The following is an 18,887-nucleotide window of genomic DNA, read 5'->3' as shown; positions in this document are numbered from 1 at the left end:
TATCAACTCCTCACTTCATAAAAATTTTATCTAAAAAATAAGGACTGTCATACGTAGCAATTTAATATACTTTTTGTAGCACTCTGGGATTTGATCAACTCCACAATTAGTGCAGTCATATGGGATGTTCCGATTTTTTGTCCATCGGGGATTTGTAAGTCTGCCGTATGGTAACCATCATCAAGGACTGCCTGCACGGCTGTTTCAATTAAGTGCGCTTCGTCCTCCAATTGGAAGGAATGTCTTAACATGAGCGCAGTCGACAAAATCATGGCTAGCGGGTTAGCAATTCCCTGTCCGGCAATATCGGGAGCGGAGCCATGTACTGGTTCATAAAGGCCTACTCCATCTTCTCTCAGGCTGGCAGAAGGAAGCATTCCTAAAGATCCTGTCAAAACGGAAGCTTCGTCGCTTAAAATATCACCAAACATGTTTTCGGTAACAATGACATCAAATTGGCCGGGGTTGGTGATGAGTTTCATCGCAGCAGCGTCGACAAGCAAATGGTCAACCTTCACGTCAGGATAGTCGGCCTTTTTTTCCTCTACTATTTCACGCCACAGTTTACTTGATTCAAGTACATTTGCTTTATCGACAGAGGTGAGATGGTGTCTGCGCAATTGGGCACTTTTGAATGCTTTATCGACAATTTGCGTTATTTCCTGTCTGGAATAGGCCAATGTATCGACCACCGATTGTCCTTTATCCCTGCGCTCGCTAGGTGTACCAAAGTACAAGCCGCCGATCAGTTCTCTAACGATCAGCAAATCGCTGCCCTTGACTACCTCTTCTTTTAAAGGTGATGCATGAAGCAGCTTTGGATACCCTTTGACCGGACGCAAATTGGCAAACAGATTTAATGCTTTCCGGATACCGAGCAATCCCTTTTCCGGGCGAAGGTGAGAGGGTAAGGAATCCCATTTAGGACCTCCGACGGCTCCAAGCAAAATAGCATCTGCTTGTTGACAAGCTGCTACAGTTTCGTCGGGCAGGGGGGTACCGTGCGTATCAACAGCAGTACCACCGATATCCCGGCTTTCGAACGTAAATTCATGATTAAATTCTTCTGCTATTGCCCAGAGAACCTGTTTGGCTGATTGAATAACCTCGGCTCCAATTCCATCTCCGGGAAGCAGTACAATATGCTTTTTCATCGAATAGCCTCCTTTTTAGAAAAGATACAACGATAAATACAGGCAAAATCGGTTCTTATAGCTGGGCGGTTTCTTTGATGGTGGATTGATTATTTAAAAAAACACGATTAATTGCATTTAGAAAGGCTTGTGCCGAAGCTTCCAACACATCTTGAGCGGAACCGCGCCCGCTTACTTCCTCTTCATTTACTGTCATTTTGACATGGACTTCTGCTAAAGCGTCCCGGCCTTTGCCAATCGAGCTTAAGTTGAAATCTGTTAAATGGATTTCTTCTTTCACTAAAGCTTCAATTGTATTATATAGAGCCTCTACGCTTCCTTGGCCAGTACTTGCTGTCTCGACTCTCGAACCATCTGGAGTGGTGAGTGCTACAGTTGCCGTCGGCATGTTAGAGGATCCATACTGCACTTGGAACGCTTGCAGCACATACTTTTTAACATCGTTAAGATTGGTCTGGATATCAACTAAAATAGTAAATAAGTCATCATCTGTTACTTCTTTTTTACGATCTGTTAACAATTTGAATGCCTGAAAGGCTTCAGTTACTTTCTCTTCCGGCAGCTGATAGCCCAAGTGTTCAATCTTATCTTTAAAAGCATGGCGTCCGGAATGTTTGCCTAGCACTAAATTGTTTGACTTGATTCCGACAAGCCCAGGCGTAATAATTTCATACGTAGAGGCGTTCTTTAACACGCCATCCTGATGGATGCCTGATTCATGTGCAAAAGCATTCCGGCCTACCACAGCTTTATTCGCAGGGACTGCCATCCCGGTGAATTTGCTGACAAGATCGCTTGTTCGCTTAATTTCTTTTAGAGTAAGATTTGTTTGATACGGGTATTTATCCTGTCGGATGTTCAGGGCGACAGCGAATTCTTCTAAGGCAGCATTGCCGGCACGTTCCCCAATTCCGTTAATCGTTCCTTCCACCTGGGTGGCACCATTTTCGATAGCCGCAAGTGAATTGGCAACCGCCATTCCCAAGTCGTCATGGCAGTGAGCGGAGAGGGAGACTTTGTTTATATTTGGTACTCGGTTAGTAATATAGCGGAAAAGTTCTCCATATTCCTCTGGTGTTGTATAACCAACTGTGTCTGGCAAGTTAATTACGGTTGCTCCAGCATCGATGACTTTCTCAATGATTTTGACAAGGAAATCCTTATCAGAGCGTGTGGCATCCTCAGCAGACCATTCAACTTGAGGAAACTTTGTTCTCGCATAAGATACCATCTCGACAGCTGTTTGAATGACTTCTTCAGGCGTTTTTTTCAATTTATGAGTCATATGGATAGGGGAGGTGGCAAGAAAAATGTGCAATCGTGGTTCATCTGCATCTTTCAGTGCATCCCAGGCAATATCGATATCCTTTTTCTTTGCTCTCGCCAGTCCTGTAACAGAAGTATTTTTTACAGAACGGGCAATAGCTCTGACTGCTTCGAAATCACCTTTGGAGGAAGCAGGAAACCCTGCTTCCATTATATCCACTCCAAATCGTTCCAGCTGTTTGGCAATTTCCAGTTTTTCCAGCTGGTTTAAATTAACTCCTGGAGATTGTTCTCCATCTCGCAAAGTCGTATCAAATATGCTAATTTGACTCATGGGTGACCACTTCTTTCTTCTTGGAGTTTAGCGGCTGCTGTACAAATGGCATTAACTCACGAAGCTCCCGTCCTACCTTTTCAATGGAATGATTGTTTTCTTTTACATTGATTGCGTTGAACTGTGGTCTGTTTGCCTGGTTTTCCAGGATCCATCCTTTGGCGAAAGCACCAGTCTGAATGTCATTCAATACTTCCTTCATGCGGGCTTTTGTATCCTCGTTGACGACTCGCGGTCCGGAAACGAAATCTCCCCATTGAGCTGTGTCAGAAATGGAGTAGCGCATATTTTCCAAGCCGCCTTCGTACATCAAATCTACGATTAGCTTCAATTCGTGCATACATTCAAAATAAGCAACTTCCGGCTGATATCCTGCTTCTGTAAGTGTTTCAAATCCAGCTTTTACAAGACTGGTTAACCCTCCGCACAGGACTGCCTGCTCGCCGAAAAGATCTGTCTCTGTCTCTTCCTGGAAACTGGTTTGTAAGATTCCGGCCCGGCCGGCTCCAATCCCTTTGGCATAAGCGAGTGCTGTCTGTTCGGCCTGACCGGTAAAATCCTGATAAATTCCGAATAGGGAAGGGACGCCTGCTCCATCCTGGAACGTTCTCCTGACCAAGTGTCCAGGCCCTTTTGGTGCTACCAGAAACACATCGACGTTATCAGGAGGGACTACCTGATTAAAATGGATATTAAATCCGTGCGCAAATGCCAAAGCATTACCGGGTTCCAGATTAGGCTTGATGCTTTCCTCATATATTTTTGGCTGATGTTCATCAGGTAGCAGAACCATGATGACATCTGCTTGGGCGGTAGCCTCAGCGACTGTTTCTACGTTGACACCATCCTCAACCGCCTTATCCCATGAACGGCCTTTTCGCAGGCCGACTACTACGTCATAGCCGCTTTCTTTTAAATTTAGTGCGTGGGCATGGCCCTGTGACCCATAGCCGATAATGGCGATCTTTTTTGCTCTTAAGCTCTCATCTTGGATATCATTGTGGTAAAGTACTTTTGTCATTTGGAAACATCCTCTCAATAATTTTATTATGATTGGCAATTACACCAGGCTCACTTATTTCAATAACGAATAGGAAGGCAACTCTGACGGCTGCGGCTGATGGCCTCTAAGGAAGGCAGTCATTCCTGTTCGAGCTAATTCTTTAATCCCATACGGTCTGAGAAGTTCGATCAAGGCCTCAATCTTTTCCGGTTTTCCAGTGACTTGGATGGATAAACTGTCCTTGCTGACATCGATAATTGATGCTCGGAACGGCTCGATGATTCCTTGTAATTCATTCCTTAATTGCCCGCTGCTGACCACCTTGATTAATGCCAGTTCGCGGGAGACGATTGCCTTATCGGTAATATCAGATACCTTCAGTACATCGATTTGTTTGTTTAACTGTTTGGTCAACTGCTCCAGCTTTTGATTGTCTTCAACTTCTACGACAAAGGTCATTTTGGAGATTCCCTCCGTCTCTGTCCTTCCGACAGAGATGCTTTCAATATTGAATTGTCGTTTTTGCATAAGACCAGTCACTCGATTTAATACTCCGCTGCGGTTTTGAACTGTAGCAGTAATAATTCGTTTCATGGTTTCACCCCGATCATTTCGTGTAATCCTTTTCCGGGAGCTATCATGGGATAGACATTTTCCAGCTGTAATACTCGACAGTCCATGACTACAGGACCGTTATAATCGAACAATTCTGGTAAGCTGTCGACTAAATCTTCTTGATTATCCACCTTGCAGCCGCGTATTCCATAGCTCTCTGCTAGTTTGACGAAGTCAGGCTGGGTTTGGAGCAGGGACTCTGAATATCGTTCTTCGTAAAAGGTCTCCTGCCATTGACGTACCATGCCGAGCGCGCCGTTGTTGACAATGATAACTTTGACTGGCAATCCTCTTTCCTGTAGGACAGACAGTTCTTGCAATGTCATCTGAAAACCGCCGTCCCCTACAATAGCAACTACTGTTTCCCCGGGCTTTGCAAGCTGGGCACCGATTGCTGCTGGAAAGCCGAACCCCATCGTTCCGAGTCCTCCGGAGGTAACCCATTTATTCGGCTTGTTGAAGGAATAATATTGAGCGGCCCACATTTGGTGCTGTCCGACATCTGTGGTGACAATTGCATCCCCATCGGTAACCTTGTGAATTGCTTCTATTAGCCATTGCGGGATTAAATCTTTGCTCGGATTGTTGTACCACAGCGGATTATCCTTCTTATTTGTCGAAATCTGTTTTAACCAGGCTTCGTGGTCTGGTTTGTCAGTCGCTTGGAAATCCAGAGATTTTAAAGCAGCTTTTGAATCAGAAACAACCGGGATTTGAGTGGCAACGTTTTTACCAATTTCCGCCGGATCAATGTCAATATGGGCGACCAGTGCTGTTGGTGCAAAATGCTCGAGATTCCCTGTTAAGCGATCGTCAAAACGGGCGCCAATATTGATGAGCAAATCACATTCATATAAAGCCATATTGGCTGCGTAAGTACCATGCATTCCTGCCATACCCAAATTTAAGGGGTGATCGCCGGGAAATCCGCCAAGGCCGAGCAATGTAGTCGTAACTGGAAGCGTATGTTTTTCGGCGAATATTTTTAATTCTTCTGCAGCGTTTCCGAATAACACACCCGCACCTGCTAAAATCACTGGTTTTTGTGCTTTTGCTAACGTATCTGCAAGCTTCTTGATTTGCAGCGGATTTGGTTTCACTGTCGGCTGGTAGCCGGGTAAATAAAAATCAGAGTCATAACTTTCTTCACACCGATTGGAAGAAATATCTTTAGGAATATCAACGACAACTGGGCCGGGCCTTCCTGTCGTGGCTATGTGGAAGGCTTCCTTTACAATTCTCGGCAAATCATTGACTGACTGTACCTGGTAGTTATGCTTTGTTATTGGAGTAGTGATTCCCATAACATCTGCTTCCTGAAAAGCATCGGTTCCAATCACGCCCCGTGCGACTTGGCCTGTAAAGATGACCAGCGGAAGGGAGTCAATCATTGCGTCGGCTATTCCGGTTACTAGATTGGTAGCTCCCGGACCTGAGGTGGCGATGACAACACCCGGCTTTCCAGATATCCTGGCATAACCTTCTGCGGCATGGATAGCACCCTGTTCGTGGCGGGTAAGAATATGGGTGAATGAATCTTTCACTTTATAAATAGCGTCATAAATAGGTAATACTGCTCCTCCTGGATATCCGAATAGAGTTTCCACTTCCTCTTTGATCAGTGACTCGACGAGAAGATCTGCTCCTGTCTTGGACTCCGTGCGGGGCTGGATGCCCGGCTTTGTGTCTATCTTCACCTTGTAATCCCTCCTAAATAATTTTAAAAATTACAAAAACTCTGTATAACACTGGGGTGTTTTGCCAGCTTATTAGGTACCGGAAGCAACATGAAAAAAGACCCTTTCTCCCTCAAATAAACTGCGCGCGTCTGCAGAATAAACGGGGAGAAAAGGTCTTTTTACTTTCCACGGTACCACCCTGATTTACAGCCATCTTACGAAGGCTGCCTCATGAAGCAGTGGATATAATATCTACTGCTTCTTTTGATAACAGGTGCTAGTTGTCACACCTGATTAAGCCTACTAGAGGAGATCCGTTCAGCTTAACACTCAGGGACGATGTCGGAATAAGGTGTATTTCCGGGCTTCCAGCAACCCCGGCTCTCTGTGAATACAGCTATCTTATTCCTTTATTCCCGTCAACGTTTTCTTATTGATTTGATTGTCATTCCGGCTGACTATGATTAGCTGACAACCGCTTTATCTTTCCATTCTGGATAGCAATGCGTCCCATCTTCCGTAACAAGCTGTCGAAACTTTTCCAACAAATGCTTTGTTATCCTGCCTGGTTTTCCGTCAGCAATTTTTCTTCCGTCAACTTCCGAGACGGCAATTACTTCAGCAGCTGTTCCTGTTAAGAATACTTCATCTGCTACATAAACATCATGTCTGGTAAAAGGGGACTCTTTTAACTCATAGCCGTTTTGGTTAGCTAAATCGATAATGGCATTCCTAGTGATTCCTTCAAGGGCACCAAGGTAAACAGGCGGCGTATAAATGGTATTGTTTTTTACAATAAATACATTATCAGCAGATCCTTCTGTCACATACCCCTGATCATTCAGCATGAGTGCTTCATCAACGCCTGCCTGGTTGGCTTCTAACTTAACGAGAATGTTATTTAAATAATTAAGCGATTTTATCTGTGGGCTTAAAACATCGGGCCGGTTTCTTCGGCTTGCGACCGATCCCACCTTTAAACCGCGTTCATATAATTCCTTAGGAAAAAGAGCGAGAGCCTCCGCGATAACAACCAGCCGCGGTTGTGAGCAATGAGTTGGATCTAATCCAAGATTTCCAGCACCTCGGGAAACAACAACACGGATATAAGCGTTCTCCAGCTGATTCTTTCTGACAGTTTCAATGATAATTTGTTCCAGTTCCTCCTTATTGTAGGGAACTTGTAACATAATAGACTGTGCAGATTCGTAAAGCCTTTTTAAATGTTCGGTTAATTTAAAAACATTGCCGCTATATACCCGGATGCCTTCGAATACTCCGTCTCCATATAAAAAACCATGATCATAAACTGAGATAACCGCTTCTTCTTTTTTAACGAATTCGCCGCTTAGAAAAATCCATTGACTACTCATACTCAACCACTCCTTTCTTGTCAAATTGTTAAATTAAATTATCATATTTACGTGATCGGTAAAGAGAGTGGACCCCTGACCAAAAAATGCAAATTCAGCTGATTTTGGGCTCCTTCTCTGGATAAGGATAAAGAAAGTATTTATCCTCCGTAAATGTTTGGATTGACGACAATAATACAACCATTTAAAAGGCAGGTCAACAGGTTTATTAAAAATTTTCAGACAGTTGTGATAAGTCAGAAAACTAGTAAGCGCTTACAATGGCTGATTGTCAAGAAATATGACAAATAACTTTACAAAGAAAAAAAATAAAAATATTTTTTAATGGACTAAGATGGCTGGAGAGAGGGTGGTTGTCCGGTTTATCTTGTTTAATAGATATGGTTAGAAGAAAGTAGGAGATGGAATATGAATACAAAAGGGAGGAATAGTAAGATCTGAGGCAGGAAATTTTTACGCTTTTATAATGAATAACACGACATTCCTATTGAATGTTCATCCATTTGGTTTCAAAAAAAATGTCTAGTACTCATTTATCGATTGTAATCTGTTTCGAAAATGTATACCTGCTCGTCTGTTCCGCCGGAATGGTTTAACATGATCATTCCATGGAATACTTATAATGAAATAAGCAGGGGGAACCAACGTAGAAAAAGGTCGAAAAAGGTTGTTAAAAAAATTACTCAAAGCTAGTCAAAAGACTTGGAAATGTCATTTATATTTGTTATTATAAAAATAGCTATTTTGTTCGTGACCGCTTCAAGTAATTGAAACACCAACGTTTTTGGTTGAGGTAAGAGCAAGAATAGTAATACATGTGTGTGGAAAAGCCACACAAGGAGGAAATGTTTCATGGCACAAGGAAAAGTAAAATGGTTTAACGCAGACAAAGGTTTTGGGTTTATCGAAGTAGAAGGGCAAGACGATGTATTCGTTCATTTTTCTGCTATCCAAGAAGAAGGTTTCAAAACACTTGAAGAAGGTCAAGAAGTGACTTTTGATGTTGAAGAAGGAAACCGTGGACCACAAGCAGCTAACGTTGTTAAAAGCTAATTGAGCTGATACAAAGAGGCAGACCTTAACGGTTTGCCTTTTTTTTATGAAAAAAATCCACTGAACGGAAGAAATTTGTATTGCAGCAAGTACATAATGTAAATGAACCGCAGGTTTAGCTATGGAAAAGGAAGGAGTGATCGAGTTTGCCAAAGTTATGCATTATACCTTGCGGAAAGAAAAAAGTATGGGATATCAAAGGAGATATCGGACCCGTTCCGGCAAAAGAGGCGTATATAGGAACGCTTCATCGTCTCTGTGAAAATTATGCGAACCATTTCCAGCTTGATTGGGTAGTTTTATCTGCTAAGCATGGTTTTTTGCTTCCGGATGATATAGTACCTGAAAATTATGATTTGACTTTCAATCACAAAAGCGATCGGATTGTCACAACCGAGTTTTTACAAAAACAAATACATACGAAAGGACTGGACAATTATCAGCAGTGCATCGTTTTAACAGGTAAAAAATACAATCGGGTGATTCACAACAGTTTTCAAGCAACAAGTCCTCATGTCGTTTTTCCATTACAAGGGTGCGGCGGGATTGGCAGGATTCAGCAGCAACTAAAGCAAGCAGTTGAAAACAATCAAGCGCTACATTAAGACGCAGAATTGGTCGTTCACTTCTCCCCGGGTTTCTCTCTCTTTATTGAAAAAGGGCTGACAAGCCAAACCATCCCCTATAAGTAAGAGCTTTTCCTAAACAAAACCCAGTTTGCGGAATTTCCCTGAATGAGAACCTTTAAATTGTCGGAGGAATACGTAAATCTTTTTCAAATGGAGCAAGAAAAAGTTAGGCAAAGAATTTTTTTGTTTTCAACAACAGCAACTACTTCTTTCATTCACCTTTTTAGGCGCAGGAGAATATCTAATATATGAGGGTCATTTACCCAGCTTAAATTAATGGATAAGGAAGTGAAGCTATTGTTCTATCATGTTAAAGAGTTGCAGTACCGGTCAAAGCCAGACTGTCCAGATCCCGTATATGCAAAGAAGCTCCAAGAAGTATTAGGTGGACAGTTTGGAGAAATTTCTGTAGCACTTCAATATTTATTTCAGGGATGGAATACCAGAGGAGACGGCAAATATAGAGATCTTCTAATGGACACTGGGACTGAAGAGTTAGCCCACATTGAGATGCTGGCTACTATGATTGCCCGTCTGCTGGATGGCGCACCAGATGTCGAATTGGATGAAGCTGCCCAAAACCCCGTGATAGCAGCGATTTTGGGAGGAAGCAATCCACAGCATGCAATCGTCTCAGGCTTAGGTGCGATGCCGGCTGACAGTGTCGGCAATCGTTGGACTGCTGACTATATAATTGCCAGCGGCAACTTGCTGGCTGATTTCCGGGCGAACTTGAATGCTGAATCACAAGGAAGGCTGCAAGTCTGCCGTTTATATGAAATGACAGATGATCGCGGTGTAAAAGATATGCTTTCGTGGTTAATTGCCAGGGATACCATGCACCAGAACCAATGGGTTGCAGCAATCGCTGAATTGGAAGCTAAGGAAAATATTGTAGTGCCGAGTACATTCCCGCGTGAACTTGAGAAACAAGAAGTTGCCTACACATTGTTTAATCTTTCAGCCGGTAACGCCAGTGCTGCCGGACGCTGGGCCAGCGGGCCAAGCATGGATGGTTGTGGTGTATTTAATTATGTTGAACATCCAGTGCCATTCGGCAAGAAGCCGAAGCTGAACCCAGCCCCGCCATATATATTTGATACCCCTTTAGCAGCCTTACGAGGCCCAGAAGATTACCCGGATCCCAGTATGAAATAAATTGTGAAAAATAGTAGCTTATAATCTGCTGACCTTAATGGATGGCAGATTTTTTTTTTAGGAAAAAGAAATTTTGAAAATTTTGGCGATTTCAGCTTGGTTTGTCCAATTGAATGGTAAAATAAAAAACATATGAAAAAATAAAGGGGGAAGTATCTAATGGCACTATTAGCTGAAAAGGTTGAATCAGCCAAACAAGAGATAGAAAAAGTCATAATAGGAAAAGGATTGGTTGTAGATTTGCTGTTTACGGCAGTCCTTGCAGAAGGGCATATTTTATTGGAAAGTGTACCGGGATCGGGCAAAACAAAACTGGCGAGAAGCTTTGCGAATATAATATCCGGAGATTTTCGCAGGGTCCAATTCACTCCTGATGTACTTCCAAGCGATGTGACTGGTATCCAGTTTTTCCATCCTAAACTCCAGGAGTTTGAATTAAGGACAGGACCAGTAATGGCAAATATATTGTTGGCAGATGAAATTAACCGGGCTACCCCCAAGACGCAATCAAGCCTGCTGGAAGCAATGGAGGAAAAGCAGGTGACAATTGATGGTGAAACAGTCGCCCTGCCAGAGCCGTTCATGGTGATCGCAACCCAGAACCCGGTGGAAAGCAACCATGGCACTTTTCCATTACCAGAAGCTCAGTTGGACAGGTTTTTATTTAAAATTGATATGAGTTACCCTTCGCTGCATGAAGAACAATTGATTCTTGATACATACCGTACGGAAGAGCCTTTTGCTAAGCTTAAGGAAATCCTGTCGATTGATGATTTGTTGTCATGGAAGACTCAAGTGAAGCAGGTGACTGTTTCTACCGTCGTCAGGGATTATTTACTAGCACTGGTAAGATGCACACGGGAACATGAAGAAATCGATTTAGGTGTCAGCACAAGGGGAGCACTTGCCTTAATGAAAGCTGCCCAGGCATTCGCCTTGCTGAAGGGCAGAAACTTTGTTAGTCCAGCTGATATTAAATTGCTTGCGCCATACATATTCGAACACCGTCTTGTATTAAGTATGGAAGGTTCGATCAGAAAGACGACACCCCAAGTGATGAAAGAAGTAATCGAATTAGTAGAAGTTCCTGTTGAACAGGAGATTCATTAAAATGAAACTGGAAAAAAGGATTGGCGATCAACTGAACTACGGTTATGAACTTATGGTGATCTTGGTGATCCTGATCTTTGTATTCAGCATTATCTTTAACCGGCCGCTGTTATTTATATTAGTGGGAATTATCATGGCGTATTTGGCAATAAGTATTATATATGAAAGAAATATCGGCAATAAGCTGGCGCTGGAAAATCCAAGACAAAGCATTAGGCTTTTTCCAGGAGAAATAAGTAAGGTAACGATTGCTTTCACCAATCCTTCGGCCTTTCCTATTGTGAATGGCCGGCTTAACTTTTCCTCGGGCAATGAGATAGAAGGGATGAAATCTGAGAAATCCTCCAACAGCAAAACGGCAGGATATGAAATTCCCTTTTCTATCATCAGAAGAGGACGGACGACGGTTTCCTTTCCGTTTGCAGCCCAAAACAGAGGAGTCACCAGGCTAAGTAATTTTAAGTACACTTTTCCTCATTTAACTGGATTCGATTCGATATACTTAAACTTTCTGGGAATGTATCGAACAGAATTCATCGTTTACCCTGAACCTCTGAAAGTACAAGGGGTGGAGTCATTATTTGTCCAATCAACAGGAAGTCAGCGAGCTCTTCTGTCGCCATATGAGGATACACTCAATCCGGCAGGCACCAGAGACTATGTCAGTTCAGACCCTTTTTCCCGTATCCACTGGAAAGCTTCTGCCAGAACTTCTACTCTTCAAACGAAGATTTATGAACGAACCCTGGACTTTTCCTGGGTGCTGGTTATCAACCTCGCTGAGTCGAGTCCCCTGGGAAATGCATATTTTTCAGGGGACATGGAAAAAATCATCTCCCAGGTTACTTACTTTTGCCAGATTGCCGCCCGCAAAGGTTACCCTTATGAGTTATACATCAACCTGCAGCGATCGGGCAAAAGACGGTTTTTCTCCTTGGAGGAAGGAAATTCAACAGGCCAGCTTAAAGAAGCATTAGAATTGCTGGCGAGAATTAATACTGGTTATCGGCTAATCAGTTTTTCAGATTTACTTCACTATGTTGACAACCGTCTGTATAAGTCAAAATCTGTGGTATTCTTCGGTGAGGCGGATGCCGATAGCTCCTGGTTTGCGGAACGCTGGAGTACTAATGGATTGCCAGTTTATCAGGTGAAAGAAACAGATGGAAGCAGCTACATGAAAAAGTGGGGTGAGCGAATATGAATTATGCCGAACGGCAAATTACGCGCATCTACCAGTTCACCAGTGAGGCTATTCTGGTTTATTTGCTGCTGATCCCGCTATTATGGTTATTGGATATCACTGTTTGCTTTTGGAGTTTCCTAATGCTAATCGGCATCCAGGTGATCGGCACAACGATTATCGCAAGATTCAGTACTGTCATGTATCCTTTCATTTTATGGGGCGGTTTGCTAGTGATGGCGGCTGTCAGTTTATTCAATATGCCATATTGGCTGGCTGGTCTTATAGCAGCAGTATTCGGCTGGCGATTTATTAAGCATCAACAGGATGCGGACCATCGGCATGAAAAATCTTTGCTTGCTCTTAGTTTCTTTCTGATAGCTGTATATTTATTAATGGATAGCAATCCTGTATTTTTATGGATAGCAATCGTTCAGTTTGTATTCATGCTGTCAGGTTACCTATTGAGAAATATAATGAGTATGGAAAGAGGGCGCGGTTTCAGCCTGCATTTTATCTGGATTATTTTTGGAGTTTTCACTGCTTTAGGGGTTGCCATCGCCTTTTTATTCAATGGTTTCCGTGTTGGGTATTTATTTATCGGCAATTTGCTTACTTCAGCTCTCGGTGGGATCTTAGGGTGGATTTTTCGTACTACTGAAATAGAACCAAATTATAAACAGAGTGATACAGATGGCAGCCAAATTGTACAGGATGGTTCCAATCGCTCAGATGATGGACCGGAGGTTGGTGAAAATTTTGATGGCGAGGTAGTCAATCAAGTATTACATGCAGCCCAATGGGTGCTCACTATTGCAGTCATCGTTGCAGCAACCTTGATTCTGTTGTCTATTTATAAAAGACGGATTGAAGTAGATCGAGGCGCCTACCGGAATATTGAAATTGCTAATGAATCACTTCCGGAATCTTTGAAGAAAAAGAAAAGGTGGTTTTCAAAAACCCGGGTTAACCGGCCTTCAAATCCAATCCGTAAACTGTTTCTCGATTTTGAAATTTTCGCAGAAAAACTTGGTTTTGGCAGAAGAGCTTATGAAACGGTGGAGGATTGGTTTAATCGATTGCAATTACCGGTAAATGATGTGGTATTATATCAACGAGTAAGGTATGGAGAAGAAGAATTATCTGTACAGGAAGAGAAAACTTTCCGGAAAGAGATTCAAGAGTTAACCAATATCTTAAAGGATCAATCAACTGATACAAATTAAATAAGCATATAATAAAAAGGGCTGCACTCATATAATGGTGCGGCCTTTTTTATGGATTTTATTGTTTGGTTTACACTTGTCGGGTCATGATTATAAATTCTATGTTGTTGCTCATAAATGCGGAGGTTGATTCAAACCCATGACGTTGGTAAACGGTGATTGCTCTTTGGTTGAATGCCGCCACAGTGAGCCGGATTTTTTGGGGCAGGCGGGTATCGACAGCAAAGTCAATCCCTTTCTTTAAGAAACTAGCCCCAAATCCTTTGCCAGTCAGGTTTGGACGTAATCCCAGACCGATATCCAGTGCTTCTTCCTGGTAAAAACCAGCTTCGGCTCCAGCTGGAACTTGGGCACTTTTTCCAAAGCAAAAATAACCAATGAGTGAGTGCTGTATGCTGGCGGAGTAGTAAGAGCCATCAAGCAGCTCTTGCAATAAAGAATTACTGCCATCATTGCTGTATAAATCATAGGGCTCCTCATATTTCCAAGTGGAAATTTCCATGGCATCTTTTTCTTTCATCGGTTCTATAATTACTGGCAATGTGCTCCAAGGCAGATTCATAAACACCATTCTCCTGACTATCAGCGATTATTTATCTAAGTAATATATTCATTATACCATAAATATCTTTTCATTAGGTGGGTCTGGAAGAGACAATAGTGCTCATCCCGATACAGCAGCCGTGCCACATCTATTAGTCTTTGACTTTAATATAGTAGCAGGCAAAAAAGTCTGTTCATTTAAATGCAGGAGGTGACAAAAATGGATAAAGGTACGCTGATCCGTACGGTTGTATTAGTTCTCGCCTTAGTAAATCAGGTATTGGTTATGTTCTCAAAGTCCCCGCTACCAATAGACAATGAACTTGCAGAACAAGTGACTGCAAGTATCTTCACTACTGTTTCCTCGGTGTATGCATGGTTTAAAAATAATTATGTGACAACAAAAGGCAAACAGCAGCGGGCGGTATTGAAGCAAAATGGGTTATCAAAATAAAAGGAGGAATGATAATGGCTCCGATATTAATCATTGATCCAGGACATGGTGGTGGGGGTTCCAATCGATATTGGACAGAAAAGAACCTTAATCTGCAAATCTCCCTTTATCAGTATAACCGTTATCAGGAAATAGGGGTGCCTGTGGACATAACCAGGACAACGGCAGAGTACAAATTTACGCCCATCCGAAAACCGGAGCTGTTATCAGAGAAGGGGGCGAAAGACAGCTTGGAACTCAGGACCAGCGGTTGTTTATTGGCAAAAGAGTAGAGAGCAAGGTTGATGGTCTAAGGTATTATAACCGGCCTTCATGGAGTGATGGCGCTTTCGTTAATACAATAAATAAGGGAGTAGGCTTTCCGGAAATTGTAGATAAAGTAAAGGTAGGTTCAGGGGAGCAATATAAAGTGAAAAATTCTAAAGGTGTAATCTATTATGTTACCGCCAATCCTGTTCATGTGAAAATCATTTAAAAGAAGGTAATTCTTTTTAGCCGGAAATAGTTTTTCATCCTAGAAGAAACAAGGTATAATAGATTACCAAAATAGGGAAACAGCAAGAAGCAGGCCTAATTGGGGATAATCCCTTTTCCACCCCTTTATACCAGGGGAGGTTGGGACAGGGATGCTTTTCCCCGGATATCTCTTTGTCTATTTTTTTATTCTATATATGGGAAAAGGAGAGGTTGTTCATGAGCGGCAGGTATAATCCACGGTGGATTTTGGATGATTTATTTGAAGGGGGCAGCAGTTCACAGGATTTAGCAGATTACATAGAAGCATTGGAGCAAGACTTGAATAAATTTTCTAATCAGGTGAAACAGTTCCCTATTCCTGAGCGGTCGGATGACATAGCGTATGTAGAAAATATAATCAGCTTGTTAGAAAAAAGTTCTAAGCAGCTAGGGGAAGTATCGGCATTTGTCAGCTGCCTGACAGCAGAAGATGTGCATGACCATAAAGCAAAACTTCTAGTAGGAAAACGCAGCGAGCTGGGAGCAAAGTTTTCGACAGTATTGACGATTTTAGATCGGAAGTTTGTCCAGATTCCTTCTGATATATGGAATGGAATACTTGAACAGCCAACGATAGCTCCCTTTTCGTTTGTTTTGCATGAGCGGCGCCAAAAGGCGATGGACAAGCTGCCGGTAGACCAGGAAATCCTAGTGAATGACCTTGCAGTAGATGGCTATCATGCATGGGGAGAAATGTATGATGCGATTGTCGCCAAGATGGGAATTGATTGGAATGAGAACGGAACAGTAAAGCGTTTATCGATTGGCCAGGCAGCAAATCTTCTAAGCAGTCCTGAAAGAAATGTCAGAAAATCGGCATTTGATAAACTGGAAAAAGCCTGGCTGGAATATGCCGACTTGTTTAGTGAAACATTGAATCACTTGGCAGGTTTCCGACTGCAAACGTATAAACATAGAAAATGGGCAAGTGTGTTGCATGAACCCGTCAACTATAATCGGATGAGTGAAAAAACGTTGCATGCCATGTGGGAAGCCATCTCAAGCAATAAAACACCGTTCGTTTCCTATTTAAAAAGAAAAGCTGAATTACTAGGCATTGAGCGATTAAGCTGGTTTGACTTAGACGCACCAGTAGGGGAAAACGGGGGTGCTATTAGTTATGATGATGCTGCGCGAATCATCATTGAACAGTTCAGCCGGTTTAGTACTGGAATGGCTGAGTTTGCCCAAATGGCATTTGATAAGCGGTGGATTGAGGCTGATAATCGCCCTGGTAAACGCCCGGGAGGCTTTTGTACAAGTTTTCCTGACAGCCAGCAAACAAGAATATTTATGACCTATTCTGGCACTGCTTCCAATGTTGCCACATTAGCGCACGAACTTGGCCATGGATATCATCAGTACGTAATGAACGATATTGAAATATTAAATCAGGATTACGCCATGAATGTTGCGGAGACAGCATCAACCTTCGCTGAAATGATCGTCGCTGACGCGGCAGTTAAAAATGCGGAAACCAAGGAACAGAAGATTTCACTCCTGGACGATAAAATTCAGCGCAGTGTGGCCTTTTTCATGAACATCCATTCCCGTTATCTTTTTGAAACGCGATTTTACGAAGAAAGAAAATCAGGACTGGTTTCCACCGAAAAATTAAATCATTTAATGAAAGAAGCACAGAGAGATGCTTATTGCGGGGCGCTTTATGGCTATGATCCGACTTTCTGGGCCTCTAAGCTTCACTTTCATATCACCGATGTGCCTTTTTATAACTTCCCTTATACGTTTGGATATTTATTCAGCTTAGGTATTTATGCTGATGCAATAAATTCCGGCGACAGCTTTGAAGAGGCTTATGTTTCCCTGTTAAGAGATACCGGGCGAATGAATGTAGAGGACCTGGCGAAGAAACATTTGAATGTTAATCTTGATCGAATGGACTTTTGGGAAAAAGCTATCCAGTTGTGCATAGATGATGTCGAGGAATTTCTTAAACTAACAGAAAGCCAATGAAAATATAGAATAGATAAAGGATCGTAAACCCCTTAAGGCGGCTTTACGGTCTTTTTACGTTTAGTTAGATACAGTGATTCCATCGGAGGTCTTCAAATTTTACTCATAAAATAAGAGGGCAAGTATGAAATATAAAGCATCTTTATCTATCAGCGACAGGCGATATTACTAATAATAGTAGATTAGCGTATCGGCATGCGTTGAAAGGCTATCCCTCACATGCGCAAAACGGGAATTAATGTCAGTTTATTGCTAGCGGTTTACGGATAAAGAATTAGCAGGCGGGAAGCACCTATTTGATATGAAGGAAAGGAGCTTTATGTATGCTGGCACATCAAGTGATTTTGCTATTATTTATTGGTTATCTTATTTTTTCTATAGACAAGAAACAAAAGAATTTCCCGGTACCTGTTGTTCTTGTCTTAATAGGTATTGGACTTTCTTTTATTCCTTACTTTGACTCCTTAGTTATCTCCAAAGAAATTATTTTCAATGTGTTTCTTCCGACTTTGTTATTTACTTCGGCTTACAGTTTCTCCTTGCCAGCCCTTAAAAACAATCGTTGGATTATTGCTTGTTTAAGTACTGTCGGACTTATTGCTACCGCTAGTTTACTTGGACTTGCGATTTATATGGTCAGTGCTCCATTTATCGAAATTTCATTTCTTGGGGCGCTGTTGGTTTCGGCTATTTTAACACCAACTGATCCAGTATCCGTTGTTTCCATCCTGAAAAATGCTTCAGGCAAAAAAAACATAGCCAATGTTGTCGAAGGGGAATCGATGGTTAATGATGGAACAAGTATTGTTTTATTCTCCGTTATTTTGACTATGTACACTCGCGGGGAGTCTTTTTCGATTGGTTACTTTTTGAGTGAGTTTTTAACCGTATCGATAGGAGGAATTGTGCTCGGCATTATTTTTGGCTGGTTGTTAAGCAGGGCTGTTCATTACACCCATCACAAACAATATCAAGTCATGCTTAGTATCGTAGTTGCTTATGGAAGTTTTTATATTGCAGAACTTATGGGTGTATCAGGAGTGTTAGCTACTGTTGCCGCAGGCATCATGCTTTCCTACGAATTCGGGCAGACAGATAAAGAGGAGCATTTTCATACATCGCTAGACGGGTTTTGGAACATAGCTAAGCCTTCAGTTTTAGCGTTGATTTTCTTATTAATAGGTATAGATGCTGCTGATTATTTGGCTTTTCCTGGCTGGGCCCTTGCTTTTTTAATCTTTTTATTATCTTTAATCGTCCGTTTTGTTGTCTTAGGTACTGTCACACAAGCCTTTCCAATCTGGAATAAGAAATTCGGATTACGTGATGTGTCGTTGATTACCTGGTCGGGCATCAAAGGGACGATGTCGATTGCCTTGCTGCTCAGTTTCGAAGCAAATGCAGGGAATGATAATATTTTAATTTCCCTTACCTTTGCTGCGGTTCTATTATCATTAATTATCCAAAGTGCAGGCATTTATCCCCTGACAAAACGGTTGGAAAAGTAAGGGATAATTTAGCTGGTTAAATAGCTTACTGAAATTGCTCAAACGAAAATCCAGATAATTTGTTAAGAAAATGGAGCTTTTTTCTGCATTGCTGAATAGAATGCAATAG

General features: G+C 42.1%; 18 protein-coding genes. 11 read left to right on the top strand and 7 right to left on the bottom strand.

Translation table 11 applies throughout. From position 1 onward, the window contains the following. Positions 1–47: 47 nt before the first annotated feature. The 6 genes from leuB to ilvE all read right to left on the bottom strand — a co-directional run bounded on the left by leuB (position 48) and on the right by ilvE (position 7,424). Positions 48–1,154, bottom strand: coding sequence for a 3-isopropylmalate dehydrogenase (gene leuB / locus BLR93_RS03270; protein ID WP_093211172.1), 1,107 nt, complete (start codon positions 1,152–1,154; stop codon positions 48–50). 55 nt (positions 1,155–1,209) lie between these two features. Next, positions 1,210–2,754, bottom strand: a complete 1,545-nt coding sequence (locus BLR93_RS03265) for a 2-isopropylmalate synthase (protein WP_093211170.1) — start codon at positions 2,752–2,754, stop codon at positions 1,210–1,212. Continuing rightward, a complete protein-coding gene (gene ilvC / locus BLR93_RS03260) occupies positions 2,741–3,775 on the bottom strand; it encodes a ketol-acid reductoisomerase (protein WP_093211168.1) in 1,035 nt (344 codons plus the stop codon). Before ilvC ends, BLR93_RS03265 begins: the two co-directional genes overlap by 14 nt. Positions 3,776–3,829: 54 nt before the next feature. Next, complete coding sequence (ilvN, locus tag BLR93_RS03255) at positions 3,830–4,351, bottom strand: acetolactate synthase small subunit (RefSeq protein WP_093211166.1); 522 nt, start codon at positions 4,349–4,351, stop codon at positions 3,830–3,832. After that, positions 4,348–6,063 carry an acetolactate synthase large subunit gene (gene ilvB, locus BLR93_RS03250; protein ID WP_425440923.1) on the bottom strand — a complete coding sequence of 572 codons (1,716 nt, stop codon included), beginning with the start codon at positions 6,061–6,063 and terminating at the stop codon, positions 4,348–4,350. Before ilvB ends, ilvN begins: the two co-directional genes overlap by 4 nt. 452 nt (positions 6,064–6,515) lie before the next feature. After that, positions 6,516–7,424 carry a branched-chain-amino-acid transaminase gene (ilvE, locus tag BLR93_RS03245; RefSeq protein WP_093211162.1) on the bottom strand — a complete coding sequence of 303 codons (909 nt, stop codon included), beginning with the start codon at positions 7,422–7,424 and terminating at the stop codon, positions 6,516–6,518. An 852-nt stretch (positions 7,425–8,276) separates the two neighbouring features. On the opposite strand from ilvE, the gene BLR93_RS03240 reads away from it, so the two are divergent. From BLR93_RS03240 to BLR93_RS03215, 6 genes are all read left to right on the top strand, one after another. Next, on the top strand, positions 8,277–8,477 hold the full coding sequence (locus BLR93_RS03240) for a cold-shock protein (protein WP_093211160.1): 201 nt from the start codon (positions 8,277–8,279) through the stop codon (positions 8,475–8,477). A 146-nt stretch (positions 8,478–8,623) separates the two neighbouring features. Next, positions 8,624–9,082 (top strand): DUF6884 domain-containing protein, encoded by a 459-nt coding sequence (locus tag BLR93_RS03235; protein WP_093211158.1) that lies wholly within the window; start codon positions 8,624–8,626, stop codon positions 9,080–9,082. A 321-nt stretch (positions 9,083–9,403) separates the two neighbouring features. Beyond that, complete coding sequence (locus BLR93_RS03230; RefSeq protein WP_093211156.1) at positions 9,404–10,264, top strand: manganese catalase; 861 nt, start codon at positions 9,404–9,406, stop codon at positions 10,262–10,264. A 159-nt stretch (positions 10,265–10,423) separates the two neighbouring features. Further along, a complete protein-coding gene (locus tag BLR93_RS03225) occupies positions 10,424–11,374 on the top strand; it encodes an AAA family ATPase (protein WP_093211154.1) in 951 nt (316 codons plus the stop codon). 1 nt (position 11,375) lies between these two features. Next, positions 11,376–12,578, top strand: a complete 1,203-nt coding sequence (locus BLR93_RS03220) for a DUF58 domain-containing protein (protein ID WP_093211152.1) — start codon at positions 11,376–11,378, stop codon at positions 12,576–12,578. Further along, positions 12,575–13,783, top strand: coding sequence for an MFS transporter (locus BLR93_RS03215; RefSeq protein WP_093211150.1), 1,209 nt, complete (start codon positions 12,575–12,577; stop codon positions 13,781–13,783). The genes BLR93_RS03220 and BLR93_RS03215 overlap by 4 nt, the downstream gene beginning before the upstream one ends. Before the next feature lie 70 nt (positions 13,784–13,853). Here the strand turns inward: BLR93_RS03215 and BLR93_RS03210 are convergent, their stop codons facing one another. Further along, positions 13,854–14,345, bottom strand: a complete 492-nt coding sequence (locus BLR93_RS03210; protein ID WP_245690045.1) for a GNAT family N-acetyltransferase — start codon at positions 14,343–14,345, stop codon at positions 13,854–13,856. 192 nt (positions 14,346–14,537) lie between these two features. Between BLR93_RS03210 and BLR93_RS03205 the strand changes: the two genes are divergently transcribed. From BLR93_RS03205 to BLR93_RS03185, 5 genes are all read left to right on the top strand, one after another. Next, a complete protein-coding gene (locus BLR93_RS03205; protein WP_093212320.1) occupies positions 14,538–14,780 on the top strand; it encodes a phage holin in 243 nt (80 codons plus the stop codon). A gap of 14 nt (positions 14,781–14,794) precedes the next feature. Continuing rightward, positions 14,795–15,052, top strand: coding sequence for an N-acetylmuramoyl-L-alanine amidase CwlD (locus BLR93_RS17870; RefSeq protein WP_175559220.1), 258 nt, complete (start codon positions 14,795–14,797; stop codon positions 15,050–15,052). Beyond that, entirely contained in the window at positions 15,031–15,255 is a 225-nt protein-coding gene (locus tag BLR93_RS03195; RefSeq protein ID WP_093211148.1) for a hypothetical protein, read from the top strand. Before BLR93_RS17870 ends, BLR93_RS03195 begins: the two co-directional genes overlap by 22 nt. A gap of 218 nt (positions 15,256–15,473) precedes the next feature. Further along, positions 15,474–17,270: a M3 family oligoendopeptidase gene (locus BLR93_RS03190; protein WP_093211146.1), complete on the top strand. Its 1,797-nt coding sequence runs from the start codon at positions 15,474–15,476 to the stop codon at positions 17,268–17,270. A gap of 323 nt (positions 17,271–17,593) precedes the next feature. Continuing rightward, positions 17,594–18,778 carry a cation:proton antiporter gene (locus tag BLR93_RS03185; protein ID WP_093211144.1) on the top strand — a complete coding sequence of 395 codons (1,185 nt, stop codon included), beginning with the start codon at positions 17,594–17,596 and terminating at the stop codon, positions 18,776–18,778. Positions 18,779–18,887 lie beyond the last annotated feature (109 nt).

This window comes from Sediminibacillus albus, from assembly GCF_900101125.1.
Lineage (GTDB): Bacteria > Bacillota > Bacilli > Bacillales > Amphibacillaceae > Sediminibacillus > Sediminibacillus albus.
Note: the sequence above shows the minus strand (reverse complement) of the source record. Positions and strands in the feature narration are given on the sequence as shown.

What these genes read in the sequence shown, in the direction of transcription:
- leuB (WP_093211172.1), bottom strand. Translation starts at nt 1,154, where the DNA reads ATGAAAAAGCATATTGTACTGCTTCCCGGAGATGGAATTGGAGCCGAG.
- BLR93_RS03265 (WP_093211170.1), bottom strand. Translation starts at nt 2,754, where the DNA reads ATGAGTCAAATTAGCATATTTGATACGACTTTGCGAGATGGAGAACAA.
- ilvC (WP_093211168.1), bottom strand. Translation starts at nt 3,775, where the DNA reads ATGACAAAAGTACTTTACCACAATGATATCCAAGATGAGAGCTTAAGA.
- ilvN (WP_093211166.1), bottom strand. Translation starts at nt 4,351, where the DNA reads ATGAAACGAATTATTACTGCTACAGTTCAAAACCGCAGCGGAGTATTA.
- ilvE (WP_093211162.1), bottom strand. Translation starts at nt 7,424, where the DNA reads ATGAGTAGTCAATGGATTTTTCTAAGCGGCGAATTCGTTAAAAAAGAA.
- BLR93_RS03240 (WP_093211160.1), top strand. Translation starts at nt 8,277, where the DNA reads ATGGCACAAGGAAAAGTAAAATGGTTTAACGCAGACAAAGGTTTTGGG.
- BLR93_RS03225 (WP_093211154.1), top strand. Translation starts at nt 10,424, where the DNA reads ATGGCACTATTAGCTGAAAAGGTTGAATCAGCCAAACAAGAGATAGAA.
- BLR93_RS03220 (WP_093211152.1), top strand. Translation starts at nt 11,376, where the DNA reads ATGAAACTGGAAAAAAGGATTGGCGATCAACTGAACTACGGTTATGAA.
- BLR93_RS03215 (WP_093211150.1), top strand. Translation starts at nt 12,575, where the DNA reads ATGAATTATGCCGAACGGCAAATTACGCGCATCTACCAGTTCACCAGT.
- BLR93_RS03210 (WP_245690045.1), bottom strand. Translation starts at nt 14,345, where the DNA reads ATGAATCTGCCTTGGAGCACATTGCCAGTAATTATAGAACCGATGAAA.
- BLR93_RS17870 (WP_175559220.1), top strand. Translation starts at nt 14,795, where the DNA reads ATGGCTCCGATATTAATCATTGATCCAGGACATGGTGGTGGGGGTTCC.
- BLR93_RS03190 (WP_093211146.1), top strand. Translation starts at nt 15,474, where the DNA reads ATGAGCGGCAGGTATAATCCACGGTGGATTTTGGATGATTTATTTGAA.
- BLR93_RS03185 (WP_093211144.1), top strand. Translation starts at nt 17,594, where the DNA reads ATGCTGGCACATCAAGTGATTTTGCTATTATTTATTGGTTATCTTATT.